The organism is Geobacter grbiciae (assembly GCF_018531165.1).
Lineage (GTDB): Bacteria > Desulfobacterota > Desulfuromonadia > Geobacterales > Geobacteraceae > Geobacter > Geobacter metallireducens.
In genome coordinates this window covers 269,874-293,765 of sequence record NZ_JAHDIW010000001.1, presented here as the reverse complement: position 1 = coordinate 293,765, position 23,892 = coordinate 269,874, and the positions used below count along the sequence as shown (strand labels likewise).

General features: G+C 61.7%; 24 protein-coding genes and 3 tRNA genes. 10 read left to right on the top strand and 17 right to left on the bottom strand.

What is annotated here, in order from left to right:
- Positions 1–187 precede the first annotated feature (187 nt).
- The gene (pruA, locus tag KJB29_RS01340; RefSeq protein ID WP_215733019.1) at positions 188–3,199 is read left to right on the top strand and encodes an L-glutamate gamma-semialdehyde dehydrogenase; all 3,012 of its coding nucleotides are present in this window, start codon (positions 188–190) and stop codon (positions 3,197–3,199) included.
- 3 nt (positions 3,200–3,202) lie between these two features.
- Here the strand turns inward: pruA and KJB29_RS01335 are convergent, their stop codons facing one another.
- Together KJB29_RS01335 and KJB29_RS19170 are read right to left on the bottom strand one after the other, a co-directional pair.
- The gene (locus KJB29_RS01335) at positions 3,203–3,715 is read right to left on the bottom strand and encodes a hypothetical protein (protein ID WP_246560096.1); all 513 of its coding nucleotides are present in this window, start codon (positions 3,713–3,715) and stop codon (positions 3,203–3,205) included.
- Entirely contained in the window at positions 3,693–3,965 is a 273-nt protein-coding gene (locus tag KJB29_RS19170; RefSeq protein WP_246560093.1) for a hypothetical protein, read from the bottom strand. The genes KJB29_RS01335 and KJB29_RS19170 overlap by 23 nt, the downstream gene beginning before the upstream one ends.
- A gap of 301 nt (positions 3,966–4,266) precedes the next feature.
- On the opposite strand from KJB29_RS19170, the gene KJB29_RS01330 reads away from it, so the two are divergent.
- From KJB29_RS01330 to nrfD, 6 genes are all read left to right on the top strand, one after another.
- Positions 4,267–4,479, top strand: coding sequence for a GSU3473 family protein (locus KJB29_RS01330; RefSeq protein WP_215733018.1), 213 nt, complete (start codon positions 4,267–4,269; stop codon positions 4,477–4,479).
- A 131-nt stretch (positions 4,480–4,610) separates the two neighbouring features.
- On the top strand, positions 4,611–5,303 hold the full coding sequence (locus KJB29_RS01325) for a peroxiredoxin-like family protein (protein ID WP_215733017.1): 693 nt from the start codon (positions 4,611–4,613) through the stop codon (positions 5,301–5,303).
- On the top strand, positions 5,300–5,935 hold the full coding sequence (locus KJB29_RS01320) for a carbonic anhydrase (RefSeq protein WP_215733016.1): 636 nt from the start codon (positions 5,300–5,302) through the stop codon (positions 5,933–5,935). The genes KJB29_RS01325 and KJB29_RS01320 overlap by 4 nt, the downstream gene beginning before the upstream one ends.
- 138 nt (positions 5,936–6,073) lie before the next feature.
- Entirely contained in the window at positions 6,074–6,556 is a 483-nt protein-coding gene (locus KJB29_RS01315; RefSeq protein WP_215733015.1) for a cytochrome c3 family protein, read from the top strand.
- Positions 6,549–7,322 (top strand): 4Fe-4S dicluster domain-containing protein, encoded by a 774-nt coding sequence (locus KJB29_RS01310; RefSeq protein WP_215733014.1) that lies wholly within the window; start codon positions 6,549–6,551, stop codon positions 7,320–7,322. Before KJB29_RS01315 ends, KJB29_RS01310 begins: the two co-directional genes overlap by 8 nt.
- Before the next feature lie 2 nt (positions 7,323–7,324).
- The gene (gene nrfD / locus KJB29_RS01305; protein WP_215733013.1) at positions 7,325–8,578 is read left to right on the top strand and encodes an NrfD/PsrC family molybdoenzyme membrane anchor subunit; all 1,254 of its coding nucleotides are present in this window, start codon (positions 7,325–7,327) and stop codon (positions 8,576–8,578) included.
- Between the two features lie 110 nt (positions 8,579–8,688).
- On the opposite strand, the gene KJB29_RS01300 is transcribed toward nrfD, so the two are convergent.
- From KJB29_RS01300 to serS, 10 genes are all read right to left on the bottom strand, one after another.
- Positions 8,689–9,126, bottom strand: coding sequence for a GSU0071 family protein (locus tag KJB29_RS01300; RefSeq protein ID WP_215733012.1), 438 nt, complete (start codon positions 9,124–9,126; stop codon positions 8,689–8,691).
- 447 nt (positions 9,127–9,573) lie between these two features.
- A complete protein-coding gene (locus tag KJB29_RS01295) occupies positions 9,574–10,179 on the bottom strand; it encodes an OmpW family outer membrane protein (protein ID WP_215733011.1) in 606 nt (201 codons plus the stop codon).
- Between the two features lie 40 nt (positions 10,180–10,219).
- Positions 10,220–10,873 carry an isoprenoid biosynthesis glyoxalase ElbB gene (gene elbB, locus KJB29_RS01290; protein ID WP_215733010.1) on the bottom strand — a complete coding sequence of 218 codons (654 nt, stop codon included), beginning with the start codon at positions 10,871–10,873 and terminating at the stop codon, positions 10,220–10,222.
- Positions 10,874–11,049: 176 nt separating this feature from the next.
- Positions 11,050–11,565 carry a tRNA adenosine(34) deaminase TadA gene (gene tadA, locus KJB29_RS01285; RefSeq protein ID WP_215733009.1) on the bottom strand — a complete coding sequence of 172 codons (516 nt, stop codon included), beginning with the start codon at positions 11,563–11,565 and terminating at the stop codon, positions 11,050–11,052.
- Positions 11,566–11,588: 23 nt separating this feature from the next.
- Positions 11,589–12,692 carry a hypothetical protein gene (locus tag KJB29_RS01280; protein ID WP_343213528.1) on the bottom strand — a complete coding sequence of 368 codons (1,104 nt, stop codon included), beginning with the start codon at positions 12,690–12,692 and terminating at the stop codon, positions 11,589–11,591.
- Positions 12,693–12,866: 174 nt separating this feature from the next.
- Positions 12,867–12,943: transfer RNA gene (locus KJB29_RS01275), tRNA-Arg, on the bottom strand.
- A 7-nt stretch (positions 12,944–12,950) separates the two neighbouring features.
- The gene (locus KJB29_RS01270) at positions 12,951–13,442 is read right to left on the bottom strand and encodes a DUF2155 domain-containing protein (RefSeq protein ID WP_004513683.1); all 492 of its coding nucleotides are present in this window, start codon (positions 13,440–13,442) and stop codon (positions 12,951–12,953) included.
- A 49-nt stretch (positions 13,443–13,491) separates the two neighbouring features.
- A tRNA-Ser gene (locus tag KJB29_RS01265) sits at positions 13,492–13,584 on the bottom strand.
- A gap of 20 nt (positions 13,585–13,604) precedes the next feature.
- Positions 13,605–13,690: transfer RNA gene (locus KJB29_RS01260), tRNA-Ser, on the bottom strand.
- A gap of 104 nt (positions 13,691–13,794) precedes the next feature.
- A complete protein-coding gene (serS, locus tag KJB29_RS01255) occupies positions 13,795–15,066 on the bottom strand; it encodes a serine--tRNA ligase (protein WP_215733007.1) in 1,272 nt (423 codons plus the stop codon).
- An 89-nt stretch (positions 15,067–15,155) separates the two neighbouring features.
- On the opposite strand from serS, the gene KJB29_RS01250 reads away from it, so the two are divergent.
- Both KJB29_RS01250 and thpR read left to right on the top strand, forming a co-directional pair.
- Positions 15,156–16,205 carry a CapA family protein gene (locus KJB29_RS01250; protein WP_215733006.1) on the top strand — a complete coding sequence of 350 codons (1,050 nt, stop codon included), beginning with the start codon at positions 15,156–15,158 and terminating at the stop codon, positions 16,203–16,205.
- A 22-nt stretch (positions 16,206–16,227) separates the two neighbouring features.
- Positions 16,228–16,782, top strand: a complete 555-nt coding sequence (gene thpR, locus KJB29_RS01245; protein ID WP_215733005.1) for an RNA 2',3'-cyclic phosphodiesterase — start codon at positions 16,228–16,230, stop codon at positions 16,780–16,782.
- A gap of 75 nt (positions 16,783–16,857) precedes the next feature.
- Here the strand turns inward: thpR and dnaJ are convergent, their stop codons facing one another.
- From dnaJ to hemW, 5 genes are all read right to left on the bottom strand, one after another.
- A complete protein-coding gene (gene dnaJ, locus KJB29_RS01240) occupies positions 16,858–17,976 on the bottom strand; it encodes a molecular chaperone DnaJ (RefSeq protein ID WP_215733004.1) in 1,119 nt (372 codons plus the stop codon).
- A gap of 106 nt (positions 17,977–18,082) precedes the next feature.
- Positions 18,083–19,999 carry a molecular chaperone DnaK gene (gene dnaK / locus KJB29_RS01235; RefSeq protein ID WP_215733003.1) on the bottom strand — a complete coding sequence of 639 codons (1,917 nt, stop codon included), beginning with the start codon at positions 19,997–19,999 and terminating at the stop codon, positions 18,083–18,085.
- Positions 20,000–20,080: 81 nt separating this feature from the next.
- Entirely contained in the window at positions 20,081–20,653 is a 573-nt protein-coding gene (gene grpE / locus KJB29_RS01230) for a nucleotide exchange factor GrpE (protein ID WP_215733002.1), read from the bottom strand.
- 19 nt (positions 20,654–20,672) lie between these two features.
- Positions 20,673–21,704 (bottom strand): heat-inducible transcriptional repressor HrcA, encoded by a 1,032-nt coding sequence (gene hrcA, locus KJB29_RS01225; protein ID WP_215733001.1) that lies wholly within the window; start codon positions 21,702–21,704, stop codon positions 20,673–20,675.
- Between the two features lie 106 nt (positions 21,705–21,810).
- The gene (hemW, locus tag KJB29_RS01220) at positions 21,811–22,962 is read right to left on the bottom strand and encodes a radical SAM family heme chaperone HemW (RefSeq protein ID WP_215733000.1); all 1,152 of its coding nucleotides are present in this window, start codon (positions 22,960–22,962) and stop codon (positions 21,811–21,813) included.
- 125 nt (positions 22,963–23,087) lie between these two features.
- Between hemW and KJB29_RS01215 the strand changes: the two genes are divergently transcribed.
- Positions 23,088–23,867 carry a carbon-nitrogen family hydrolase gene (locus KJB29_RS01215; protein WP_215732999.1) on the top strand — a complete coding sequence of 260 codons (780 nt, stop codon included), beginning with the start codon at positions 23,088–23,090 and terminating at the stop codon, positions 23,865–23,867.
- The last annotated feature ends 25 nt before the right edge of the window (positions 23,868–23,892 follow it).

Below are 23,892 nucleotides of genomic sequence, written 5' to 3'. Positions count from 1 at the left end.
CCCTCTCGTTTTTCCGTTCGAATGACTACACCAGCCGGAACCATATAAGGCTTCCCTCCCGTTGCATCGTCGCCATGCGGGATTACAATGGTTGTACCCTTTTATAGCATCTCACCGGTCTTTTTAAAAAGACAGACTACACGACCCTACGAGCTACGCCCCGGTGGCCCCCACAAAGGAGCATGTCATGCACAGCAGCGAACTGAACGCCAGAATCGTCAGCCGCGGCAAGGAATTTTTCACCAGCATCGCCGGCGAGAAGCCGTCCCTCTTCGACAAGGGGGCCTGGATGGGAAAGGCCATGGACTGGAGCATGCGGAACGACCAGTTCAAGGTCCAGCTGTTCCGATTCGTGGACGTGTTCCCCTCCCTCACCACCAGTAGGCTCCTGACGGAGCACATCCGCGAGTACTTCGGCGATGAGGAGGCAATGCCCCCGTTCATGGCCACGGGTGCCAAGGTGGCGGGGATGCTCGGCTCCTTCGGCGGCGCCGTGCTGAACCGGGTGCTCACCTCCAATATCGAGGATATGGCCCGCCAGTTCATCGTGGGTGAAACCACGAAGGAGGCAGTGAAGAACCTGGAAAAACTCCGGAAAGACGGCTTCGCCGCCGTGGTGGATGTCCTCGGCGAGGCGACTCTTTCGGAGGAGGAGGCCGAGGCCTACACGAACACGTACCTGGAGCTTCTGGAGACGCTGAAGAAGGAGCAGGGAACCTGGAAGGGACTACCGGGCACGGGGGGCGATCCGGATCTCGACTGGGGCCACGCCCCCAGGGTGAATATCGCGGTGAAGCCCACGGCCCTCTACTGTCTCGCCAATCCCCAGGATTTCGAGGGGTCGGTGGTCGCCATCCTGAACCGGATGCGCCGCATCTTACGGAAGGTCATGGAGGTAAACGGCTTCCTCTGTATCGACATGGAATCGTACCGCTTCAAGGACATGACCCTGGAGGTCTTTCGCCGCCTCAGGCTGGAGCATCCGGGCTATCCCCACCTGGGGATCGCGCTCCAGGCCTATCTGAAGGATACAGACCGGGACCTGGACGGCCTCCTGGCCTGGGCGAAGGAGCAGGGGGTCCCGATCTCCATCCGCCTCGTGAAGGGGGCCTACTGGGACTACGAAACCGTCCGGGCCCGGCAGAACGGCTGGGAGGTGCCGGTATGGACCATCAAGGCCGAAACCGATGCCGCCTTCGAGCGCCAGGCCCGGAAGATTCTGGAAAACCACGCCGTCTGCCACTTCGCCTGCGGCTCCCACAACATCCGCACCATTTCGGCGGTCATGGAGCTGGCGCGGGAACTGAACGTCCCCCCTGACCGCTACGAGTTCCAGGTCCTCTACGGCATGGCCGAGCCGGTCCGCAAGGGGATCCTCAGGATTGCGGGGCGCATCCGCCTCTACTGTCCCTACGGGAGCATGGTGCCGGGGATGGGGTACCTGGTGCGCCGGCTTCTGGAGAACACCGCCAACGAATCGTTCCTGCGCAAGAGCTTTGCCGAGGATGCCCGGATCGAACAGCTCCTGGAAGACCCGGCCGTGGCGGCGGAGCGGGAGCAGGAAGCCCGGACCGCCAGGCCGGAAAAGGAGCGGACGGGCCCCGACGGCCTCCCCCCCTTCGGGAACGAGCCGATGGTGGATTTCACCCGGCCTGACCATCGCGCCGCCTTTCCGGATGCGTTGGCCCGGGTGCGGACTCAACGTGGAAAAACCTATCCCCTCTTCATCAACGGTAAAGAGGTCCTGACCGCCGACCTCCAGCCGACCGTGAACCCCAACACCCCCTCCGAGGTCCTGGGGCAGATCTGCCAGGCCGGGACAAAGGAGGCAGGGGATGCCGTCGCCGCGGCCAAGACCGCCTTTCCGGCGTGGCGCGACACCGATCCCCGGACCCGCGCCGACTACCTCCTCAAGGCAGCCCGGATAGCCCGCACGCGGATTTTCGACCTCTCCGCCTGGCAGATCCTTGAAATCGGCAAGCAGTGGGACCAGGCCTATGCCGACGTGACCGAGGCCATCGACTTCCTGGAATACAACGCCCGGGAGATGATCCGGCTGGGCGGGCCCCGGCGGCTCGGCCACGCGCCGGGGGAGCTGAACCACTACTTCTACGAGCCCCGGGGGGTGGCCGCGGTCATCGCCCCCTGGAACTTCCCCCTGGCCATCAGCGCGGGAATGGCGTCGGCGGCCATCGTGACCGGCAACTGCGTGGTCTACAAGCCGTCGGGCCTCACCCCCCTCATGGGGTGGCACCTGGCGGAACTGTTCCGGGAGGCGAGGCTCCCCGACGGGGTCTTCAACTACATGCCGGGGCGGAGCTCGGTCATGGGAGACTACCTGGTGGACCACCCGGACGTGAGCCTCATCGCTTTCACCGGCTCCCTGGAGACGGGCTTGAGGATCAACGAGCGAGCCGCCAGGGTCCAGCCGGGTCAGGCCAACGTGAAGAGGGTCATCTGCGAGATGGGTGGGAAGAACGCCATCATCATTGACGACGACGCGGACCTGGACGAGGCGGTCCCCCAGGTGCTCCTTTCGGCCTTCGGGTTCCAGGGGCAGAAGTGCTCGGCCTGCTCCCGGGTCATCGTGCTGGACGCCATCCATGACCGGTTCGTGGAGCGGCTCGTTGCCATGGCCCGGGCCACCTCGGTGGGCCCGCCGGAGGACCCGGCCCACTCCATGGGGGCCGTGGCCGACGACAACGCCATGAAGAGGATCAGGGAGTACATTGAAATCGGGAAAACGGAGGGGAAACTCCTCCATGAAGGGCCGGTGCCGGCCGGCACCGGGTACTACGTCCCCATGACCATCATCGGCGGTATCCGGCCCGAGCACCGCATCGCCCGGGAGGAGATCTTCGGCCCGGTGCTGGCGGTCATGCGGGCCAAGGACTTCGATGAGGCCATCCAATGGGCAAACGCCCCCCGGTTCGCCCTCACGGGAGGGGTCTTCAGCCGCAGCCCCGAGCACCTGGCAAAGGCGAGGCGGGAGTTTCGGGTGGGAAACCTCTACCTCAACCGCGGCATCACCGGCGCCCTCGTAGAGCGGCAACCCTTTGGCGGCTCCCGCATGTCGGGGGGAGGGACCAAGGCGGGGGGACCTGACTACCTCCTCCACTTCATGGACCCGCGGACGGTGACCGAGAACACCATGCGGCGCGGCTTCGCGCCGAGCGACGAGGAGAGCGGCCGGCTTTAAAACTCAGAAGGCAAACCCCACCTTAAGCCCGACGTGGTGCGCCACGGAATCGGGCTGAAAGGCGCCGGAGGCTACCAAGACCGCACCTGCGGAACCGGATGATTTTTCCACCCGCACCGTGTCGGACTGGCCGAATTCCATCTGCTCATAGAAGACGCCGATCCTCCACTGCCCGAATGTGGCGCCGGCTTCGGCGAAAGCCGACGGTTTATTCTTGGGCTCGGTGACAAAATCGTTGTACCCATCCGAACTCCAGTCGGTATGAACGCGGGTGTACACGGGGAGGGTGACTCCTCCTTCGGCAAACAGATGCTTCGTCGCACCCCGCACACCGATCCTTCCGTAAAAACTGTTCCAGTCCTCGACCGAAAGGGATCTCAGCCAGAATTTATGGCCCAGCACGGCAAAGGGCGAAACCGAAAAAGCGTCCCCCACCGGCAGCTTCAGCCCCACCCGGACCTCTTCGGCGGTTCCGAAATAGGTCGTATCACCCTCAAGGGGTGCCCAACTCCCCACCTGGAATCCCCGGTAGTCGACGTTCCCCCCCCCAGACCTCAAGAGACGGCCGGATGAACACCCTCTCCCCGACAAAGCCGGTGTAGGCAATGCCGGCACCGCTCACCAGCCCCCTTTCCCTGATAACCCCTTTATCGCTGACGGTTTCCTTCCAGTCGAAGTAGCCGCTCTTGAGAAAAACTTCGGTCTCTCCCGCCCAGGCGGAGGAGGTCAGACACACAAGCACACACACCATGAGAACCAGCCGCATACTGTTTTCTTCCTCTCCATTTCTTCCAGTTTCGGGATCACCGAAATTTCGATCACCCTGAAACTCTCTTCGACTGAGGGGAGGAAAACTTTAGGAATAATTCTAAAGGGTTGTATGATGCGGAATGACTGCGGCCACCCCTCGGAGAGGCCGTTCACAAGGCACTTCAAGGGGGACGGATAGCGAACAATCTCGAGCCTATCGGGGAGGATGGCCCGCCGATTGACACCCGCTCCTTCGCTGTTAGAATGTGACCATAGCCGACCGTTCCGACCAATCTTTTTTCCAGGAGGTGGCGCGGATGCTCATACGGGTCAGATATCAGGACAACACGTACGACATGGTGAAGACGTGGCGCCTTGAGGAGTACATTGCCACGGGCAAGATTTCCGCCTTCCACCGGGGCAACGAATGGGTGACCGTCAGTCGCGGCCAGGTCCGCCACAGCGGCGACACATCCTATGGCGGCCCCGAACGGCGCCGGCGGGAAAACAACCTCTCCCGGGTAGCCTGACCGGAATTACCCATGACTGGTGCCCATGGGCACCGTTTGCATTCTTCCAGCCCGGCTGACAGAGAACTGTTCCGCCACACCCCGGTTCAGACTACACAAGTGCCTGTCGGCCCCTGCGCGGGAGGCGGCCCATGGACGGTGAGCAGCCAACCTTCATTTTCGAGCTCCAGAAGGAGCTTGATGCGATTCGGGAAAACTTCAGGGCAACGGCATCTCCTGACGTCATTACCACCATGGATCGGTCTGCGGAGGAACTCATCCGCGCCGGGATCGTGGAACGGGCACTGCAGGTGGGCTCCCCTGCACCGGATTTTGCCCTCCCCAACGCCGTGGGGCGGGAAGTCCGCCTCTCGTCGATCACAGCTCGGGGGCCCTCGGTAATCACCTTCTACCGCGGAGCCTGGTGACCTTACTGCAGCCTGCAGTTGCGGGCCTACCAGAAAATCCTTCCCCAGCTCAAGTTACTGGGGGGAGAGCTCCTCGCCATCTCCCCCCAGACCCCTGACAAGACCCAGGCGACCCTCCTCAAGAACTTCCTCGAATACGAGGTATTGAGCGACGTGGGGAACCGTGTCGCGAAACGTTTCGGCCTCGTTTACCCGGTGGGCGCCGAGATGCGACGGATTTACCTGGGCTTCGGCGTCGACCTGGCCGAGTACAACGGCGCCGACTCCTGGGAACTCCCTCTTCCCGGCACTTTCGTCATCGACCGGACCATGACCGTCCGGCTTTCCTTTGTGGATGCAGACTATACCCGACGCCTGGAGCCCGCCGCGATCCTCGACACCCTTCGGGCCATGCGGGATGAGGGGAGTTCTTCATGATTACCACGCTTCTGGAAGGAAACCGGCGCTTCGTGGCCGAGACATTCGAGAAGGAGAAGGATCTCTTCGTGGAACTGACGCGGGGGCAGAAACCCACGGTGCTCTGGATCGGCTGCTCCGACTCGCGGGTGCCGGTCAATACCATCACCCAGACCAAAGCCGGCGAGGTCTTCGTCCACCGCAACGTGGGGAATATCGTCGCCGCCAATGACTGGAACCTTTCGGCAGTCCTGGAATTCTCCATCAACCACCTGAATATCCCCGACATTGTCATCTGCGGCCACTACGGCTGCGGCGGCATCCAGGCCCTTGACGAGGAAAACTCCGACGACAAATACATCCCCATCTGGCTCATCAACGCCTACAAGGCAAAGGAGCTGGTCGACGAAAAGCTCCGGGCGCTTCACATCGACATCCCCCAAGAACAGCGGATGAAGCTGATCGTTGAGGAGAACGTCCGCCTCCAGCTGGAGCACCTGCGGGAGTACCCCTTTGTCCGCAGGGCCGTGGAAGAGGGAAAACTAACCCTTAACGGCTGGGTCTACGACATGGGAAACGGCGAGATCAGGATAGTTGCCACCGAGAGCTCGCCAAGGATCGGGAAGGGGACATGCAGCATTAGAATAAAATAACACTGTTATATTTTTCAGAAAATTTACCAGCTAGCCTCTTGCAATAGCCTTTCTCTACTTATACAATCAACAAAACACAACATCAAAATCGGCTTAGCGATCAGCTTTTCCTTCAACATCTCCCAAGGAGGCAACCCGGTGAAAAGTCATGTCTGGCGCCCCCTGTTCGTGGCTCTCGGTCTCGTCATCCTCATCCTCGTTGCCAGGGTCTTCGTGGTTCCCGCGGATTTCGGCATCGGAGAGCGGGGCTACATGTACGGCTGGCATCGCAAGGGAAACGAGGAGGAGTGGAAGAAGGTCACCGTCAAGTACAGGACCAAGGCATACTGCAAGGAATGCCACGGGGAAAAGGTGGAAAGCATCGGCCGCTCCCCCCACGGTGTCCTGCAGTGCGAAAACTGCCACGGCCCGGCTCTGGACCACCCGAAAGACCCGCCGACTCTCACCATCGACCACAGCCGCAAGCTCTGCATCCGGTGCCACGCCAAGCTCGACACACCATCCAGCGGCAGGTCGAAGATCCGCGGCATCGATCCCGAGACCCACAATCCCGAGGCCGAATGCAGCCTCTGCCACGACCCCCACCACCCGAACCTGGAGGAGCTGAAACGCCATGAATAGACGCGAGTTTCTCAAGCGGAGCATGGTTGTCGTGGCCGGCATGGCGGTGCCGGCGGCGGCCCTGCACCTCATCGACCCGAAACAGCTTCTGGCGGCGAAGCCGGAACTTCGCTGGGCCTTCCTGGTGGATGCCTACAAGTGCGTCGGCTGCGGATTCTGCGTCAAGGCGTGCAAGCTGGAGAACGAGGTACCCTATGACGCCAATGTCTCCCGCACCTGGGTGGAGCGTTATGTGGTGAAGAAGGACGGCGAAGTCCTCATCGACTCCCCCAAGGCGGCCCGGGACGGCTTCACCACGAAGAAAATAGAGGTGGGAGAGGGGAAGTTCCGGGAGGTGAAGGACGAGGATATCGAGAAGGCCTTCTTCGTGCCAAAACTCTGCAACCAGTGCGAGAATCCCCCCTGCGTCCAAGTCTGCCCCGTGGGGGCCACCTACTCCACCGCCGACGGCGTGGTGCTCGTGGACCGCAAGTGGTGCATCGGCTGCGGCTACTGCATCATGGGGTGCCCCTATGGGGTCCGCTTCTTCCACCCGGTCCACAAGACGGCGGAGAAATGCAACTTCTGCTACCACCGGATCACCAAGGGAATGAAGTCGGCCTGCGTCGACGCCTGCCCCTTCGGGGCCCGGCAGATCGGCAACCTCCGGGACCCCGACGACCCGGTCACCAAGATCATCATGACTGAACGGGTCGGCATCCTCAAGGAGGAATACGGAACCAAGCCCCAGGTCTACTACATCGGCCTGTCCAAGGAGGTACGCTAGCCATGCTGCATGGGGAAGCCTGGACCGTCAAAGAGCTCTTCGTCTATCCCAACGAGTACATTTATTGGACCATCCAGATCGTCATGTATCCGTTCCTCACGGGCCTCGTGGCCGGGGCCTTCGTGCTGTCGTCCCTCTACCACGTCTTCGGCGTCACGAAGCTGAAGGAGATCGCCCGTTTCTCTCTGGTCTTTTCCTTCGCCCTGCTCCCCTGCGCCCCCATGCCGCTCCTCCTCCACCTCCAGCAGCCCCAGCGGAACCTCAATGTCCTCATGACCCCCCACTTCACCTCGGCCATCGCCGCCTTCGGGATTGTCTTCCTCACCTACGGGATGATCGTCGCTTCGGAGCTCTGGTTCGTCTACCGCGGTTACTTCGTCACCACCGCCCGGGAGCTGCGCCTGAAGCCGAACCGCGACCTCTCCGAAACCTTCCTCATGGGCCTCTACTCGATCCTCGTGATGGGGGCCTGGGACGTGAGCCACCACGCCCTGGAGCAGGACGAGAGGGCGGTGAAGATCCTGGCCGCGGTCGGCATTCCCGTGGCCTGCTTTCTCCATGGCTACGCCGGCTTCATCTTCGGCTCGGTGAAGGCCAACGCCCTCTGGATGACGCCGCTCATGCCGGTCATCTTCATCTGCTCGGCGGTGGTCTCGGGGATTGCCCTCTGCATCCTCACCTACGTCATCACCATGGAGTTGAGAAAACTCATCATTGCCTGGCGGCGGAAGGAGAACCCCTCCCTCCCCTCCCCCGGTGAACTGGGGGGGGTGGAGACCCAGGTGGTGACGATGACCTCCAGGTATCTCATCATGTTCCTCATCCTCGCCATCACCCTGGAGCTTCTCGACCTGATCTTCCGGGGGTACACGGCGGTCAAGTCGTGGGACATCCTCCGGAGCGTCATCTACGGTAAGGATTTCACCTCCATCTTCATCCTCCAGTATGGGCTCGGGAACCTGGTCCCCTTCATCCTCTTTCTCCTGCCGGGGCTCACGGTCCGCCGGGCGGTGGCCGGGACGATCCTCGTCCTCTTCGGGGTCTTCATGATGCGGTGGAACGTGGTCATCGGCGGCCAGGCCTTCTCTGCCTCCTTTGCCGGGTTCATGCACTATCACATGCCGATCTGGCCCCACGACATGGAGACCTTCAAGGAGGGGCTCTTCGGCGCCCTCATGGTGGGCTCTATCCCCTTCGCCCTCTTCTGGCTCCTTTCCCGTATCTTGCCGATCTTCGACCTGAATGAACCCCACTGACCTCTCCCCGTTCTTCGGCACAAAAAAGGGCGGCCTGCATGGCCGCCCGGAGAAAAGGACGTTCGGAGAGGGCTCGCGCCGGATGATGCAAGCAACCCTCTTTTCCGGCTTTACGCCAGGGTCTTCGCTTCCCGTTCCACGATATCGATGATCTCGCGGTAGATGGCAATCATGACGCCGATCTCACGCCACTTCTTCGCCACCATCCTGAGCAGGGACAAAGCGTGGACCAACGTGCCGGAAAAAACGAAGATTCCGGCTATTCGGGTATCCTCGTTTCCCATCATGTAGCAGGAGACGACCCCCACGGTGATCATAGAGGCAAACCACGCCAGTTCCGGACCCTTGAAGGGGTTCTCCATGAGCGTCAGGAAGTCGACATAGTAGCGGGAAAGCCCCCGCACCTTCTTAAGGAATTCAGCCAGCTCGTCCCCTGCATATCTCAGGTATGCATAGGAGATGAACCGGTCCGCCGCCGACTTTTTCCCCGTTTTCATCCGCTCGTTCACGTACTTGTCAATAGCCTCATCAATAACTGTCGTGTCCATAAACCCACCCTTCTGTCTACTGTCCACTTCAAGACGTATAACAGGTCGGGAAATTTTCCCGCAACCACTGGCCTGGCAAAGAATTGACAACGCATTTACGACGTCTTCCATGTTCCTTTGCGCAGAATTAATTTACACAAATCATGCCAGCAGATGCCCGCTTCGCATCTTAAGGTTTTTTCTTCAGTGGTTACAGGCAGTTCGGGCAATGTTCCATACTTGTATATCATTCTACTACAGTTTCATATTTTGCATCATATCAGGTTACATTATATTTCTGTTAACACGCGGATCGGTGTACGGCGGGCATTTACATCTGGTGGAGGGACAGTGACGCGGTATCGGGCATTTCGCAGCGGTGCGAAGCGCCCCAGCACATTTTCGTAGCGATGCGAAAAAGGAGAGATGTGTCGGAGGGGCAGCCGGGGCAGCCCCTCCGGGAATGAGCTAATTGAAGAAAAATCTTACACCCACGGTACCGGCAACGCCGCTCGGGTCAAAATTTCCCGATCTGCCTTCCGCCGCCATGTCGACCTCGGGAGCAATAACCCCTTTGACCTCGGCGTTCAACACAAGCTGTCTGGTGACGAAATAATCAACACCCCCGTTGACATGGACTCCAACTCCCGTATCCACATGGGCCTTTGTGCCCGAGGGGCGCGTATAATCAATCAGCAGAATGTCGAGACCACCCCCTGCGTAAGGGACAAACTTGGATTGGGGCAACAGAAAACGATACTGCCCCCCCAGGGAGACGTTCACAACCTCAAAGTCCCCTTCGTCCAGTCCCGAAACGCGGTTGGAGCCGAATTCGGTATGCGTCACGTCGATCTCGGCCGCAATGTTATCGGTAATGCCGTAGATCACCCCGCCTCCGCCGATGAACCCGACGTCGGTCTCCAGCTTGCGGTCGTCAAAATCACTCTCGGCAGGGAGGTAAACACCGAGCCGCCCCGTAACGCCCAACTTTCCCTTGATGCTGTCGGCCAGCGCAGTGCCGCTGAGGCCGGCAACAGCCACAACAATCCATGCCACGGTTACCAATCGCTTCATCCTTTCTCCTCCTTGATAAGAATGTTCCGGCGCACCGTCTTCACGCCATGTCGATGACCGTCTTCACCGCCTTCTCGATCCCTTCGGCCGCTTCAGAGATCCGGTTGGCAAGCATGTAGGCGGGGGTGGTGACAATCTTGTTCTCTCGGTCCACCACAAATTCCGTAACTGGACAATCAACATGCTCGCTCCCCGTATCGACAATTGCTGCCGCCGTGCCGGCGTCGGTCCCGATGGTCACTTTCGGCTTGTAGTCACGGCCGAGGGTTGCGGCGATGAGAGCCGGAGCGATGCAGATGGCGCCAATGGGCTTCTTCGCGAGGGCCATCTCCCGGATAAGCCGCGCCACCTCGGGATGGATGGAAGCACCTGCTCCCTTCTCCGCGAAATTGCAGAGATTCTTTGCCGCCCCGAAGCCGCCGGGAAAGACGACGGCATCCAGGTCGGCAGCCGCAATCTCCGCCACGTTCCTGATCTTGCCGCGTGCGATCCGGGCCGACTCCACGAGGGTATTGCGGACGGCGCCGGTTTCCTGGGAGGTGAGATGGTTCACCTCGCGAAATTCCATGTCAGGCGCCAGGCATACCGCCTCGGCTCCGTTCCGGTCAATGGCAAGCAGGGTAAAAACCGCCTCGTGAATCTCACTACCGTCGTAAACACCACAGCCGGAAAGGACAACTCCGATTTTCTTCATGCGCTCTCCTCCTTGTTTTCGTTGCGGGATGGCGGACGCCAGTCATATCTGGCGTGAATGGAGTAATAGAGGGTACCAAAGTGGAGTAAAGTGTAATCCCTCTCCCCCCTCTCCGCAAGGATGATTTTTACACGTTTGTGTCAATTACTGGAGGAAAAGGCTTACAGGAGGGGAGATCAGATACCGGCCGATAGTGTGCGACGAGCCTTCTTTTTCCGTGTGCGGAGATCGGCGAAAAAACCGCTCAGGATTGCGGAACATTCCTCTTCCCGCACCCGGGAAGTGAGTTCAACCCGGTGATTGAGCCGGCGGTCATCGGAGAGGTCGTAGAGGGAACCGGCCGCACCTCCCTTGGGGTCATGGCAGCCGAAGACCACCCGGTCGAACCGGGCGAGGATGATGGCCCCCATGCACATGAGGCACGGCTCCAGGGTCACATAGAGAACGCATCCCGTAAGGCGCCAGCACCCGAGTCGCCTGGCGGCCTGGCGGATGGCTATCATTTCGGCGTGGGCCGAGGGGTCCTGCTTATTTTCCCGCAGGTTGTGCCCACGACCGATTACTGCGCCATTTCTGACAACGACAGCACCAATAGGGACCTCGTCCCGGGCAGCGGCCTTTTCCGCTTCTCGCAGGGCCTTCCCCATCCAGTAGCTGTCGTCCCGCACTCCCTCGGCTTTACGGCGAACCATCCGATCCGGTTCCTCTCCGTCGGTTATTGATACTGAACGTACAGGGGCTTCGGATCCAGCATGAGCACCTCGCGAGGGGTCATCATCGGGTCTCCCTTCTTGGTGTCATTGTGGTAGAAAAGCTTGAACCCCGTATACTGGACCGGCTCTGCCACGATGTAGTCGGCGTAGGAATCGCGCTTCAGTGAAGGTGCGCCCCAGCCGTCCATGTGCATGACGATCTGCACTTCGGGCCGGAGGGTGATTTTGCGTGCATTGGTGACGCCGTTGCGGGTAAAGCGATGTACCGTCAGCACCTTGGGAGGGAGGTTATTGGTCTTTACCAGGCGGCTGAGATACTCGGTGACGTAGTTGATATCGGCAGCATCGTAGGTGCCGATTTTTGTCCCCGGCTTCGCCCCGCTTTTGACAAGGTTAAATTCAGGATCGATTCCCAGATGAACGTCGGGATTTTTCAGGATCCACTCGAAGCGCGGCAGAAGCGTCCTGATGTTCTCGTGCCCCGTCTGGATATCGATAAACATGAGGGCATTGGCCTCCCGTGCCCAACCATGCACCTGATTCACCACGTCATCTGGCATGACCATCCGGTATTTGCCACTCTTGCCAGGGTCACCCTGGGCTACCACTGCAATAAGATGCAGGGCCGGTTGCACCGGCTTCGAGGGGTCAGCCTTTTCCCAGCGGGACACCTCTTCCTTCAAGCGCCGCAGCATGTCATCCTTCGGATGCTCGCCCAGCGCCCCCATCTTCTTTGAAAGCGGATTCCCGTAATAGGCAACGATGCGCCTCCCGGGAAGGATCGCCCCCGGCAACGGGTTGGGGCTCTTCACGGGCCATCCGGCCTGCGCGGCCACCTCGGGGTTCTCGCCGGTCCGGTACCGGTTCTTCGGCGTGGCAACCCTCGAACTGGAAACAGGTTTAAAGCGTGGCTCTTCTGGTTGGGGAGGAGGAGCAACCGTCTTCTTTCCAGTAATCGCCGTTGACTCCAGCGTCTCAACGGAACGACTGCTCTCCTGTTGTGCCTTGTTGAACTTACATCCTGGCAGAACGGACAGCAGGAAGAGAACGCCGCACGCCGCAACGGCAACAACCCGGCGCCGCATGTAGGGGATATGTGATCTCACGTATGACTCCATCAAGAGAACAGTAGCTATGAACAACTCGTCAAGGCATAAGACTAGCAGGTTTCGTACCATTTCGGCCACATTCATCGCTCAACCGGTCACGCTGTCAGGTGGGCGCCCCACGCCTGAAAAGAAGAGGGGTTACGGCTCTTGCCGTAACCCCTCTTGTAAAAATGGCGCGCTCGAAGAGATTCGAACTCCTGACCCCCAGATTCGTAGTCTGGTGCTCTATCCAGCTGAGCTACGAGCGCGCATGCATTAACTGGCAGGAATGAAATCCACCAGCGTAAAACCGTACTTGGGATGACTGAATGAATGGGTCGTCGGATACAGCGAAAAAAGCCATCCCTTGAAAACTTCTTTTCCACCTTCAATGATTCGGATCTGGGCTGCCGGGTTTTTCGGCTCATTGGACTGGGACGTCAGGGTCGTTCCATCCATGGTAAATTGGGGGAGGAACGTGTCCACCGCAATGGTAAGTCCCGAGCCGGGAATTGCAAGCTGAGAGCCGATATTTACCGTGTAAACGGCTTCCTTGTTGACAGCCTTATCCGTGACGGCGATCTTGACCGCTTTCCACTTCCCCTTGACGCTTTCAGGGACGACAACTACCGATTCTTTCTTTTTTGTCGCCGCCTCCCCATGGGGAGATGCCATTCCCTCAGGCTTTGCTTCTTCCTTCTTGCTGCAACCGGCAACCGCTGCCATTACCATGGCAACTACCACAAAGAGCCTGAAAACCGACCCCACAAGGCCTCCTCAATCCGAATCGCGCCGGCACCGCCGTCGCGCTGTCAACTGGCGGAGAGAGAGGGATTCGAACCCTCGATACCGGTTTCCCAGTATACTCGCTTAGCAGGCGAGCGCCTTCGACCTACTCGGCCATCTCTCCCTTAAACTCATATCTGATAATGGCGGAGGAGGTAGGATTCGAACCCACGGAACTTTCGTTCAACGGTTTTCAAGACCGCCGCCTTAAACCACTCGGCCACTCCTCCGGGAGTCCAACCGATCCAACCTGATTATCCGCCCTACGCAGCCACACGGAACGTTCTGTTTAGCATACTTTCCGGGGCCACGCAATTAATTTTTTTCACCGCATCTAACGGCCGATGCTTGAATATCCTCCCATGTAGGGCCTCAACGCCTCGGGAATCATCACGGTACCATCCTCCTGCTGGTAATTCTCGAGGATGGCAACCAGGGTCCGACCAACAGCAAGCCCTGAACCGTTCAGGGTATGGACGAATTCGGGCTTGGCCTTGTCGTCCTCACGGAAGCGTATTGACGCCCGACGGGCCTGGAAATCCTCGAAGTTGCTGCACGAGGAAATCTCCCGGTAGGTATCCTGGGCCGGGAGCCACACCTCAATATCATAGGTCTTGGCGGCCGAGAATCCCATATCGCCGGTGCAAAGCTCCACCACCCGGTAGTGGAGCCCGAGCTGGCGGAGCACTTCCTCGGCATTGGCCAGAAGCCGTTCCAACTCCGCATAGGAGGTGGAGGGCTGGGTGAATTTGACCAGTTCCACCTTGTTGAACTGGTGCTGGCGGATCAGGCCCCGCACGTCCTTGCCGTAGGAGCCAGCCTCCTTCCGGAAGCAGGGGGTGTAGGCGGTGTAGGAGAGGGGAAGATCGCTTCCCTTCAGGATCTCTCCCCGGTGGATATTGGTTACCGGCACCTCGGCGGTGGGGATCAGGTAGTAGTCGGTTCCGTCCAGGTGGAAGAGGTCCTCCTCGAACTTGGGGAGCTGGCCGGTGCCGGTCATGCTTTCGCGGTTGACCATGAACGGCGGGAGAGTTTCCTCGTAGCCGTGCTTCTCCGTATGGAGGTCGAGCATGAAGTTGATAAGCGCTCGCTCAAGCCGGGCACCAGCACCGCGGTAGAGGGTGAAGCGGGCGCCCGTGAGCTTGGCCCCCCGCTCGAAATCGAGGATACCGAGACCTTCGCCGATCTCCCAATGGGGCCTGGGGGTGAACCCGAAACGGGGAGGCTCACCCCATTTCCGCACCTCCCGGTTGTCGGCCTCGGAGGCGCCCACCGGCACCGATTGGTGGGGGATATTGGGGATCGTCAGGAGGACCGCCTGGAGGTCGTCGTCGACCCCCCGGAGGTCGTCGTCGAGAACCTTGATCTTGGCGGAGACTTCGCGCATCTCGGCGATGCGGGGCTGGGCCTGACTCTTGTCCTTGATCCGGCTGATCTCCTCGGAGGCGGCGTTGCGCACCGCCTTGAGGGATTCGGCCTCGCGGAGGAGTTCCCGGCGACGGGAGTCCAGTTCCCGGAACCGGTCCAAGGTCACCGCGCCGCCACGGGTGGCAAGACGCTGTTCGACAGACTCGAAATTTTCCCGAAGGTGTTTGGGGTCAAGCATGGATAAGTCCTTTACTTTTCAGGCATTAAAGCTATAGTTCTTAGCATCCGTATCCCCAAGAGTCAACCGTTTTCCCTCTCGGAGCCCCCATGCGCCAGGTCCGGCTTATGCTTGCCGCCATCGTCACCCTCCTTGCCGTCCCGGCCCTGGGCGCCGACGGAATCGTCATCACCTGCGTCGGCGACATCATGCTCGCCGGCAGCGCCACACCGACCCTCTCCCGGTCAGGATACGACCACCCCTTCGCGAAGACGGCCCAGGAACTTCGGCGGGGCGATATTGCCATGGGGAACCTGGAGGCCCCCCTTACGGAGCGCGGAACCGAGTACCGGGACAAAACGTACCGTTTCCGGACAAACCCCATCGCTGCAGCAGCCTTGAAGCGGGCCGGCTTCTCGGTCCTCACCCTGGCCAACAACCACATGATGGATTACGGAAATGAGGAACTCCAGGACACCCTGTCGACCCTCTCCCGCCACGGCATTGCCCACACGGGCGCCGGCGCGTCACTGGCCGAGGCCCGCCAGAAGGCGGTGGTCTCGGTGCGGGGGAAGCGGATCGCCTTCCTCGCCTATTCCCTCACCTTTCCGTCGGAGTTCTATGCTGGCCCGAACCGGCCAGGCACCGCCCCCGGCTACGCCCCCCATGTGCGGGAGGATATCAGGCGGGCGAAGGCGGAGGCCGACTACGTGGTGGTCTCGTTCCACTGGGGGGCGGAGCGGGCAGAGTTTCCGAAGCAGTACCAGACGGAGACTGCCCGATTGGCCATTGATGCCGGCGCCGACGCCATCATCGGCCACCACCCCCACGTGCTGCAGGGGCTCGAATTTTACCGGGGAAAGCCGATTCTCTACAGCCTCGGCAACTTCGCCTTCGGCAGCCGGAGCACCGCCGCCGATCGGAGCGTCATGGCACGGCTGATCCTCTCCGACGAAGAAACCTCCGTGGAACTGGTCCCCCTGAACGTCCTGCACCGGGAGACCCGCTACCAGCCCGGCATCCTTTCGGGGCGCAAGGGAGCGGAGGTTATCGAGCGGCTGAACCGGCTGTCGCAACCGTTCGGCACGGTGATTTCGGGTTCTGCGGGGCGCTTCAGGGCAAGAACATCCGGAGCCGACCAGCGCATCGCCGCCCGCTGACGGGGTGAAAAGGAGGCGCGTCATGCGCCTGTTCGTGGCAATCGATCTTCCCGACGAGGTCAAACGGTCAGTGGCTGATATCTGCCGGGGAGTCCCCGGAGTGCGGTGGCTTCCACCGGACCAACTCCATCTGACCCTCCGGTTCATCGGCGAGGAGGACGATGCCGTCGCTGCGGCGATCCGTCGCGGCCTGGCAGAGATCACCTCTCCCCCCTTCCCCCTTTCCCTCCAGGGGGTGGGCTGCTTCCCTTCCCCCCGGCGTCCGCGGGTTCTCTGGGTGGGGCTCAGCGGCGGAGCCCCCCTCCAGCAGCTCCAGCAGAAGGTTGAGGCGGCGGTGGTAGCAGCCGGCATCCTTGCGGAAGAGCGCCCCTTCTCACCCCACATCACCCTGGCCCGCCTGAGGGAACACCGGGAGGGTGACGTCGCCCCCTTCCTGGCGCGGAATGCCTCCTTCCACTGCGAGCCGTTCACGGTCGACGCATTCCACCTCTATTCGAGCATCCTTGCCGCAAAGGGGGCCATCCACCGGCACGAGGCGAGCTATCCTCTTGCAGGGCGAATGGAGACGGCTGGCTGACGTTCGGGAGGGACGAAACAGGGTTAAAGCACGGCCGCCATCCTGATGGGATGGCGGCCGTGATCATTGGAGGGATCAGCTAAAGAGGTCCATGACCTTGTCGAAGAAGTTCTTCTTCATGGGGTGGGCGTCTTCGCCGCTGATGCGGGCGAATTCTTCCAGGAGCTCCCTCTGGCGCTTGTTGAGATTTGAGGGGGTCTCCACCTTGACGACCACCATCTGGTCGCCCCGACCGTACCCCTGGAGCTGGGGAACCCCCTTGCCCCTGAGGCGGAATATCCTTCCCGACTGGGTCCCCTCGGGAACTTTCATGGAGACCTTGCCGTCGAGGGTCGGCACCTCCATTTCACACCCCAGGGCCGCCTGGACGAAGCTGATGGGGATCTCGCAAATGACGTCGTTGTCCTCCCGGTTGAATATGGGGTGCTCCTTCACGGCAATGGCCACGTAGAGGTCGCCGTTGCCCCCCCCCTTGGTCCCCTGCCCCCCCTCACCGGTCATCTTGAGGCGGGTGCCGGTCTCGACGCCAGCCGGTACTTTCACCGAGAGGGTCTTGGTGTCACGCACCATGCCGTTCCCCCGACAGGTGGGACAGGGGTTCTCCACCACGCGTCCCTCGCCGTTGCAGTGGCTGCAGGTCTTGCTGACGCTGAAAAACCCCTGCTGGAAGCGGACCTGTCCGGCGCCCCGACAGGTGGGGCAGACCTTGGGCTCGGTGCCGGGCTTGGCGCCGCTGCCGCCGCACTCGCCACACCGCTTGCCGAAGGGAACCTGGATCTCCTTCTCCACCCCGAAGGCGGCCTCCTCGAAGGTGAGCTCAAGGTTGTACTGGAGGTCGTCCCCCCGCCGGCCCCGGCTCCCCCGGGGACGCCCCCCGAAGATGTCGCCGAAGATGTCGCCAAAGATGTCGCCAAAGGGGGTTCCGGCGCCGAAACCACCGAAGCCGCCGGAGGAAAAGCCGCCGGCCCCGAGGCCGGCGTGGCCGAACTGGTCGTACTGGGCCCGTTTCTGGGAATCGGAGAGGACCTCGTAGGCCTCGGTGATCTCCTTGAACTTCTCCTCGGCCTCCTTGTCCCCGGGATTCTTGTCCGGATGGTACTGGATGGCCAGCTTGCGGAATGCCTTCTTGATCTCGGTGTCCGAGGCGTTGCGGTGGACCTCGAGCACCTCGTAATAGTCGCGTTTCTCTGCCAAGGGATATCCTTTGGGGCAAACGGCTCAGGGGCCAGGGGCACAAGGGGAGGTGTACCGCATCGCCCCTTCGCCCCTGGCCCCTTTGCCTTCAGCCAGTGATGTTTGGTTACTTCTTGTCGTCCTTCACTTCCTCGAAGTCGGCGTCCACCACCTTCTCGCCACCCTTGGCGCTGGCGTCGCCGGCGGCCTCAGCCCCCGGCTGGGCTCCGCCCTCGGCCTGAGTCTTGGCGTAGACCGCCTCGGCCAGCTTGTGGGATGCCTGGGTCAGGGCGTCGGTGGCTTGCTTGATGGCGTCGACGTCGTCCCCTTCCATGGCCTTCCTGAGGGCAGCCACGGCCTCTTCGATCTTCTTCTTCTCGTCATCGCCGATCTTGTCGCCGTACTCCTTGAGGGACTTCTCGGTGGAGTATGCCAGGGTGTCGGCATGGTTGCGGGCCTCGATCAGCTCACGCTTCTTCTTGTCCTCGGCCGCGTGGGACTCGGCCTCCCGGACCATCTTGTCGATCTCCTCCTTGGAGAGGCCCGACGAAGCGGTGATCCGGATCGACTGCTCCTTGCCGGTGCCGAGGTCCTTGGCCGACACGTGGACGATGCCGTTGGCGTCGATGTCGAAGGTGACCTCGATCTGGGGGACACCGCGGGGTGCCGGCGGGATGCCGGTCAGCTCGAAGTTCCCGAGGGTCTTGTTGTCGTTGGCCATCTCCCGCTCCCCCTGGAGGACGTGGATGGTGACCGCCGGCTGGTTGTCGCTGGCCGTGGAGAAGACCTGGGACTTCCGGCAGGGGATGGTGGTGTTCTTGTCGATGAGCCGGGTCATGACGCTGCCGAGGGTCTCGATCCCCAGGGAGAGCGGCGTCACGTCCAGCAGAAGCACGTCCTTCACGTCCCCCCGGAGGACTCCGCCCTGGATGCCGGCGCCGATGGCCACCACTTCATCGGGGTTGACCCCTTTGTTGGGGGCCTTGCCGAAGATCTCCTGGACCCGCTTCTGGACGGCCGGCATGCGGGTCATGCCCCCCACGAGGATCACCTCGTCCACCTCGGAGGGAGAGAGGCCGGCGTCCTTGAGGGCGGTGCGGCAGGGGCCTTCCAGCTTGTCGAGGAGGTCGGCGCAGAGGGCCTCCAGCTTGGCCCGGGTGAGCTTCATGGTCAGGTGCTTGGGCCCAGTGGCGTCGGCGGTGATGAACGGGAGGTTGATGTCGGTCTCCATGGAGGAGGAGAGCTCGCACTTGGCCTTCTCGGCCGCTTCCTTGAGGCGCTGGAGGGCCATCTTGTCGCCGCGAAGATCAATCCCCTGGTCCTTCTTGAACTCGTCGGCGATCCAGTCGATGACCCGCTGGTCGAAGTCCTCGCCCCCGAGGAAGGTGTCGCCGTTGGTGGACTTCACCTCGAAGACCCCGTCACCCAGCTCCAGGATGGAGATATCGAAGGTACCGCCCCCTAGGTCGAAGACGGCGATCTTCTCGTCCTTCTTCTTGTCGAGGCCGTAGGCCAGGGCCGCGGCGGTGGGCTCGTTGATGATCCGCAGGACGTTGAGCCCCGCGATCTTGCCGGCGTCCTTGGTGGCCTGGCGCTGGGAATCGTTGAAGTAGGCCGGCACGGTGATGACCGCGTCGGTGACCGTCTCCCCCAGGTAGTCCTCGGCGGTCTTCTTCATCTTCTGGAGCACGATGGCCGAGATCTCGGGGGGGGAGTACATCTTGCCGCGCACGTCCACCCAGGCGTCGCCGTTGTCGGCCTTGACGATCTTGAAGGGGGAGATGGAGATGTCCTTGCGGACCTCCTCGGTGTCAAACTTGCGGCCGATGAGGCGCTTGATGGCGAAGAGGGTGTTCTCCGGGTTGGTGACTGCCTGGCGCTTGGCCTGCTGCCCCACCAGACGCTCGCCGCTCTCGGCGAAGGCCACCATGGACGGCGTGGTGCGGCTCCCCTCGGAGTTGGCTATGACAACGGGCTCCCCCCCCTCCATGATGGCGACGCAGGAGTTGGTGGTACCCAGGTCGATACCGATGACTTTGCTCATGTAACTGTTCCTCCTTTGGTGTGTATCTGAACAGAACCTAGTTATCGCCCCGGCGAAAGGCAAGGGGGCAACGAAAAAAATCTACTTGGACACCGAAACCATGGCGGGGCGGATCAGCCGCTCGTTCAGGAGGTACCCCTTCTGGAAGATCTCCACCACGCTGTTGGCCGGCACATCGGCGCCATCCACCTGGCACATGGCCTGGTGAACCGCCGGATCGAAGGAAGTCCCCTTTTCGGCTTCCACGGCCGTGACCCCGAACTTCTTCAGGGTCGACTGGAGCATCCCGAGGGTCATCCGGACCCCCTCGATGACCGCCGAGGCACTCTCCTCGCTGACATGGTCCAGGGCCCGCTCCATGTTGTCCACGATCGGCAGGATCTCCATGATGAGGCTCTCGTTTCCATACTTGAGGAGCTCTTCCTTCTCCTTCTGGGTCCGTTTGCGGTAGTTCTCCAGGTCGGCCCGCTCCCGGACGAACTTATCCCAGTTGGCGGCCGCCTCGGCCTCCTTGGCGGCCAGGGCCTCCTCCAGCTCCTTCACCCGGTCGGCGCCGGCGGCGGGTGCCCCTTCGGCTGCCGGGGCCGCGGTTTCGGCCACGGGCTCTTCGGTATGGTGCGCTCCTGCGTGGGAGCCGTGCTTTTTCTTGTCCACGATGGTTTTCCTTTCTTCTCTACTCGTCTTCGAGCAGCTTGCTCACGAGCTTCGCGGTGTAGTCGACGATGGGGATCACCTTGCCGTACCCCATGCGGGTCGGGCCGATCACCCCGAGGACGCCGAGGGTATTTTTCCCCGACATATAGGTGGAGGTGATAACGCTCAACCCCTCCATGTGGTTCAGGTGGGTCTCGGAACCGATGAAAATCTGGACTCCCTGGGCCGAAATGCAGCGGTCCAGGAGATTCACCAGTTGGTTCTTCTCCTCGAAGGCCCGGAAGACATCCTTCATGCGCCCCACATCGGCGAATTCGGGCTGATCCAGAATATTGGTCTGCCCTTCCATGAAGATCTGGGCGCTACCCTCCACAATGGTCTGCTCCGAAAGCCTGAGCGCCCGCGAGAAGAGCGTGTCGTAGAGGACCTTTTCGTTCCGCATCTCCTCCAGGATACGGGTCCGCACCTGGGCGACGGGAAGCCCCTGAAGAAGCTCGTTCAGGTAGTTGGACATCCGGACCAGGTCGGCCTCGGCGAACTCTTCCTCTGACTCGATGAGCCGGTTCTGGACCGCACCGTTATCGGCGACCAGGATGGCCAGGATCCGGCGCCCCCCCAGCTTCACGAATTCAATGTGCCGGAGGGTGGTGGAGGAGAAGCGGGGAGCGAGGACAATCCCCATGTAGTGGGAAACCGACGACAGGAGCCGGGTCGTCTCGTGGAGAACCGCCCCCATGTCGCGCCCCGCGCCGGTGTAGCGCTTCCGTATCCGCTCCCGTTCGGCCTTGTCAATGCGCCCTACCGCCAGAAGGGAATCCACGTAGAAACGGTACGCCCGGTCAGTGGGAACGCGGCCGGCAGAGGTGTGGGGCGAGGCAAGGAGCCCCATCTCCTCCAGATCGGCCATGGCGTTGCGGACCGTGGCCGGCGACAGGTTGAGCCCGTGCCGCCGCGTGACGGCCCGGCTTCCCACCGGTTCGGCGGTCACAATATAGTCCTCGATGATCGCCTCAAGGATCTTTTTATTGCGCTCTGAAAGCCCTTCTCCCATACCGACCCCACAAAGAAGATTAGCACTCAGAGTTGGTGAGTGCTAACGGGGTAAAGGTAACAACGCCCCTCTTCTTTGTCAAGGAGATTTCCGGCAGCGGGACCGGTCAGAGAAAGGCCGCGAAGACCCGGTTTGAGAGGATTACCCCCCGGCGGGTGAGCCGCAGGCGCCCCCCCTCGCGCACAAGGAGACCGGCGGCGTTGAGCCCCTCAATGGCGGTGCCGTGGATCTCCATGAGGGGCCGGCAGAATTCCTCCCGAAACCGCGCTTCCTCGATTCCTTCGAGCATCCTGAGCCCCAGAAAGAGCCACTCGGCCATGGCGTCCTCTTCCGCAAGAAGGGTAATGTCCGTCTCGGGCAGAACCCCATCCGCCAGGGGGCATCCGTAGGTGCCGAGGTCGTCCGGGTTGCGCCAACGGAGGCCGGGGAACGGCTCCCGCAGGAACGAGTGGGCCCCGGCGCCGAACCCGAGATAATTCCCCCGCCGCCAGTAGACCTGGTTGTGGCGGGAGCGGCATCCCGGGAGGGCGAAGTTGGCAATCTCGTACTGTTCATAGCCGGCCGCCGCCAGGATCTCCGACGTCTCCTCGAACATGGCGGCGGCGTCATCCTCGTCCGGAAGCGTCAGTTCACCCTGATCCTCCTGGCGGGCAAAGGGGGTCCCCTCCTCCACCGTGAGACCGTAGGCGGAGATATGCTCCGGCCGAAGGGCTGCCGCCATCCGGAGCTGGTCTCGCCAGTGGTCAAGGCTCTGGCCCGGAAGCCCGTGGATGAGATCGATGCCGATATTGTCGAAGCCGGCCCGGCGGGCCAGGGCAAAGGCGTCCTTCGCTTCCTGGGCCGTATGGACCCGGCCGAGTCGCACCAGCATCCGATCGTCGAGAGACTGGACACCGAGAGAGAGGCGATTCACCCCGGCCGTCCGGTACCCCGCGAGGGAGTCGGCCGTGACGGTGCCGGGATTGGCTTCGAGGGTGATCTCGGCCGCGGGATCGAGCCTGAACAGGCGGGTGGCGCAATCGATGATATTCCCGACAAGGTCGGGCTCCAGCAGCGACGGGGTCCCTCCTCCCAGATAGAGGGTGGTGGCGCGCAGGGGGGATGCCAGCGCCGCGGCCCGGAGCGCCATCTCCCGGAGGAGAAGCGCCGCGTACTCGCCAGTCGCGAGGGGGGCTTCGTCCGTGGAGGCGAAGGCGCAGTAGAGGCACTTGCGCACACAGAAGGGGATGTGGATGTAAAGGGCAGCCGTATCGTCCATTTGTGCCGATGATACGCCACCTTCTGCGCGGAAGTCCAAACTTCTTTGGTTGAAAATGGCCCGGGATGCCGCTACACTAAACCCCGTTTGGCAGGCGCACCCCAAAGTCCCGGAGGGAGATCGGCATGACGCGTACCGTGAAGGCAGGAGCCGTCCAGTTCACCATCAAGGTTGGCGACGTGGATGCCAACATGCGGTATGTGGAGGGGGCGCTGCGCCGCCTCGCCGCCCAAGGGTGCACCCTGGCGGTCCTCCCCGAGATGTGGGACACGGGCTATGCCTACCGGGAGCTGAACGAGCTGGCAAAGCGGACCCCCGAGGTAGTGGCGGAACTGGGGCGGCTCTCCCGGGAGCTGGGAATGGTGATCGTGGGGAGCATGCCGGAGCCCCACGGGGAAAAGGTCTGCAACACCGCCTACGTCCTGGACCGGGGGGAACTCCTCGGCTTCTACCGGAAGATCCACCTCTTCTCCCTCATGGGGGAAGACCGCTCCCTGGACGGCGGCGACCGCTGGCTCGTGGTGGATACCAGCGTGGGGCGGATCGGCGTCTTCATCTGCTACGACCTCCGGTTCCCGGAGCTGGCCCGGCGGCTGGCAGTGGAGGGGGCGGAGATCCTCGTGGTGCCCGCCGAATGGCCCAAGCCCCGGGACGAGCACTGGAAGGCACTCCTGAACGCCCGGGCCATAGAGAACCAGCTCTTCGTGGTGGCGGCCAACTGCTGCGGGATCCAGGGAAAGCTGGACTTCTTCGGCGCGAGCCTCATCATCGGACCCAAGGGGGAGCACCTAGCCGAGGGGGGGTACGAGCCGTGCGAGATCAGCGCCTCTCTCGACTTCGGGGAGATGGATTCCTGGCGCCGGCAGATCCCCTGCTTCGAGGATAGAAAGCCCGAATTTTACTAGGATTATTTCGTGCCGCCCTCTGCTG

What these genes read in the sequence shown, in the direction of transcription:
- pruA (WP_215733019.1), top strand. Translation starts at nt 188, where the DNA reads ATGCACAGCAGCGAACTGAACGCCAGAATCGTCAGCCGCGGCAAGGAA.
- KJB29_RS19170 (WP_246560093.1), bottom strand. Translation starts at nt 3,965, where the DNA reads ATGCGGCTGGTTCTCATGGTGTGTGTGCTTGTGTGTCTGACCTCCTCC.
- KJB29_RS01330 (WP_215733018.1), top strand. Translation starts at nt 4,267, where the DNA reads ATGCTCATACGGGTCAGATATCAGGACAACACGTACGACATGGTGAAG.
- KJB29_RS01320 (WP_215733016.1), top strand. Translation starts at nt 5,300, where the DNA reads ATGATTACCACGCTTCTGGAAGGAAACCGGCGCTTCGTGGCCGAGACA.
- KJB29_RS01310 (WP_215733014.1), top strand. Translation starts at nt 6,549, where the DNA reads ATGAATAGACGCGAGTTTCTCAAGCGGAGCATGGTTGTCGTGGCCGGC.
- nrfD (WP_215733013.1), top strand. Translation starts at nt 7,325, where the DNA reads ATGCTGCATGGGGAAGCCTGGACCGTCAAAGAGCTCTTCGTCTATCCC.
- KJB29_RS01300 (WP_215733012.1), bottom strand. Translation starts at nt 9,126, where the DNA reads ATGGACACGACAGTTATTGATGAGGCTATTGACAAGTACGTGAACGAG.
- KJB29_RS01295 (WP_215733011.1), bottom strand. Translation starts at nt 10,179, where the DNA reads ATGAAGCGATTGGTAACCGTGGCATGGATTGTTGTGGCTGTTGCCGGC.
- elbB (WP_215733010.1), bottom strand. Translation starts at nt 10,873, where the DNA reads ATGAAGAAAATCGGAGTTGTCCTTTCCGGCTGTGGTGTTTACGACGGT.
- tadA (WP_215733009.1), bottom strand. Translation starts at nt 11,565, where the DNA reads ATGGTTCGCCGTAAAGCCGAGGGAGTGCGGGACGACAGCTACTGGATG.
- serS (WP_215733007.1), bottom strand. Translation starts at nt 15,066, where the DNA reads ATGCTTGACCCCAAACACCTTCGGGAAAATTTCGAGTCTGTCGAACAG.
- KJB29_RS01250 (WP_215733006.1), top strand. Translation starts at nt 15,156, where the DNA reads ATGCGCCAGGTCCGGCTTATGCTTGCCGCCATCGTCACCCTCCTTGCC.
- thpR (WP_215733005.1), top strand. Translation starts at nt 16,228, where the DNA reads ATGCGCCTGTTCGTGGCAATCGATCTTCCCGACGAGGTCAAACGGTCA.
- dnaK (WP_215733003.1), bottom strand. Translation starts at nt 19,999, where the DNA reads ATGAGCAAAGTCATCGGTATCGACCTGGGTACCACCAACTCCTGCGTC.
- hrcA (WP_215733001.1), bottom strand. Translation starts at nt 21,704, where the DNA reads ATGGGAGAAGGGCTTTCAGAGCGCAATAAAAAGATCCTTGAGGCGATC.
- hemW (WP_215733000.1), bottom strand. Translation starts at nt 22,962, where the DNA reads ATGGACGATACGGCTGCCCTTTACATCCACATCCCCTTCTGTGTGCGC.
- KJB29_RS01215 (WP_215732999.1), top strand. Translation starts at nt 23,088, where the DNA reads ATGACGCGTACCGTGAAGGCAGGAGCCGTCCAGTTCACCATCAAGGTT.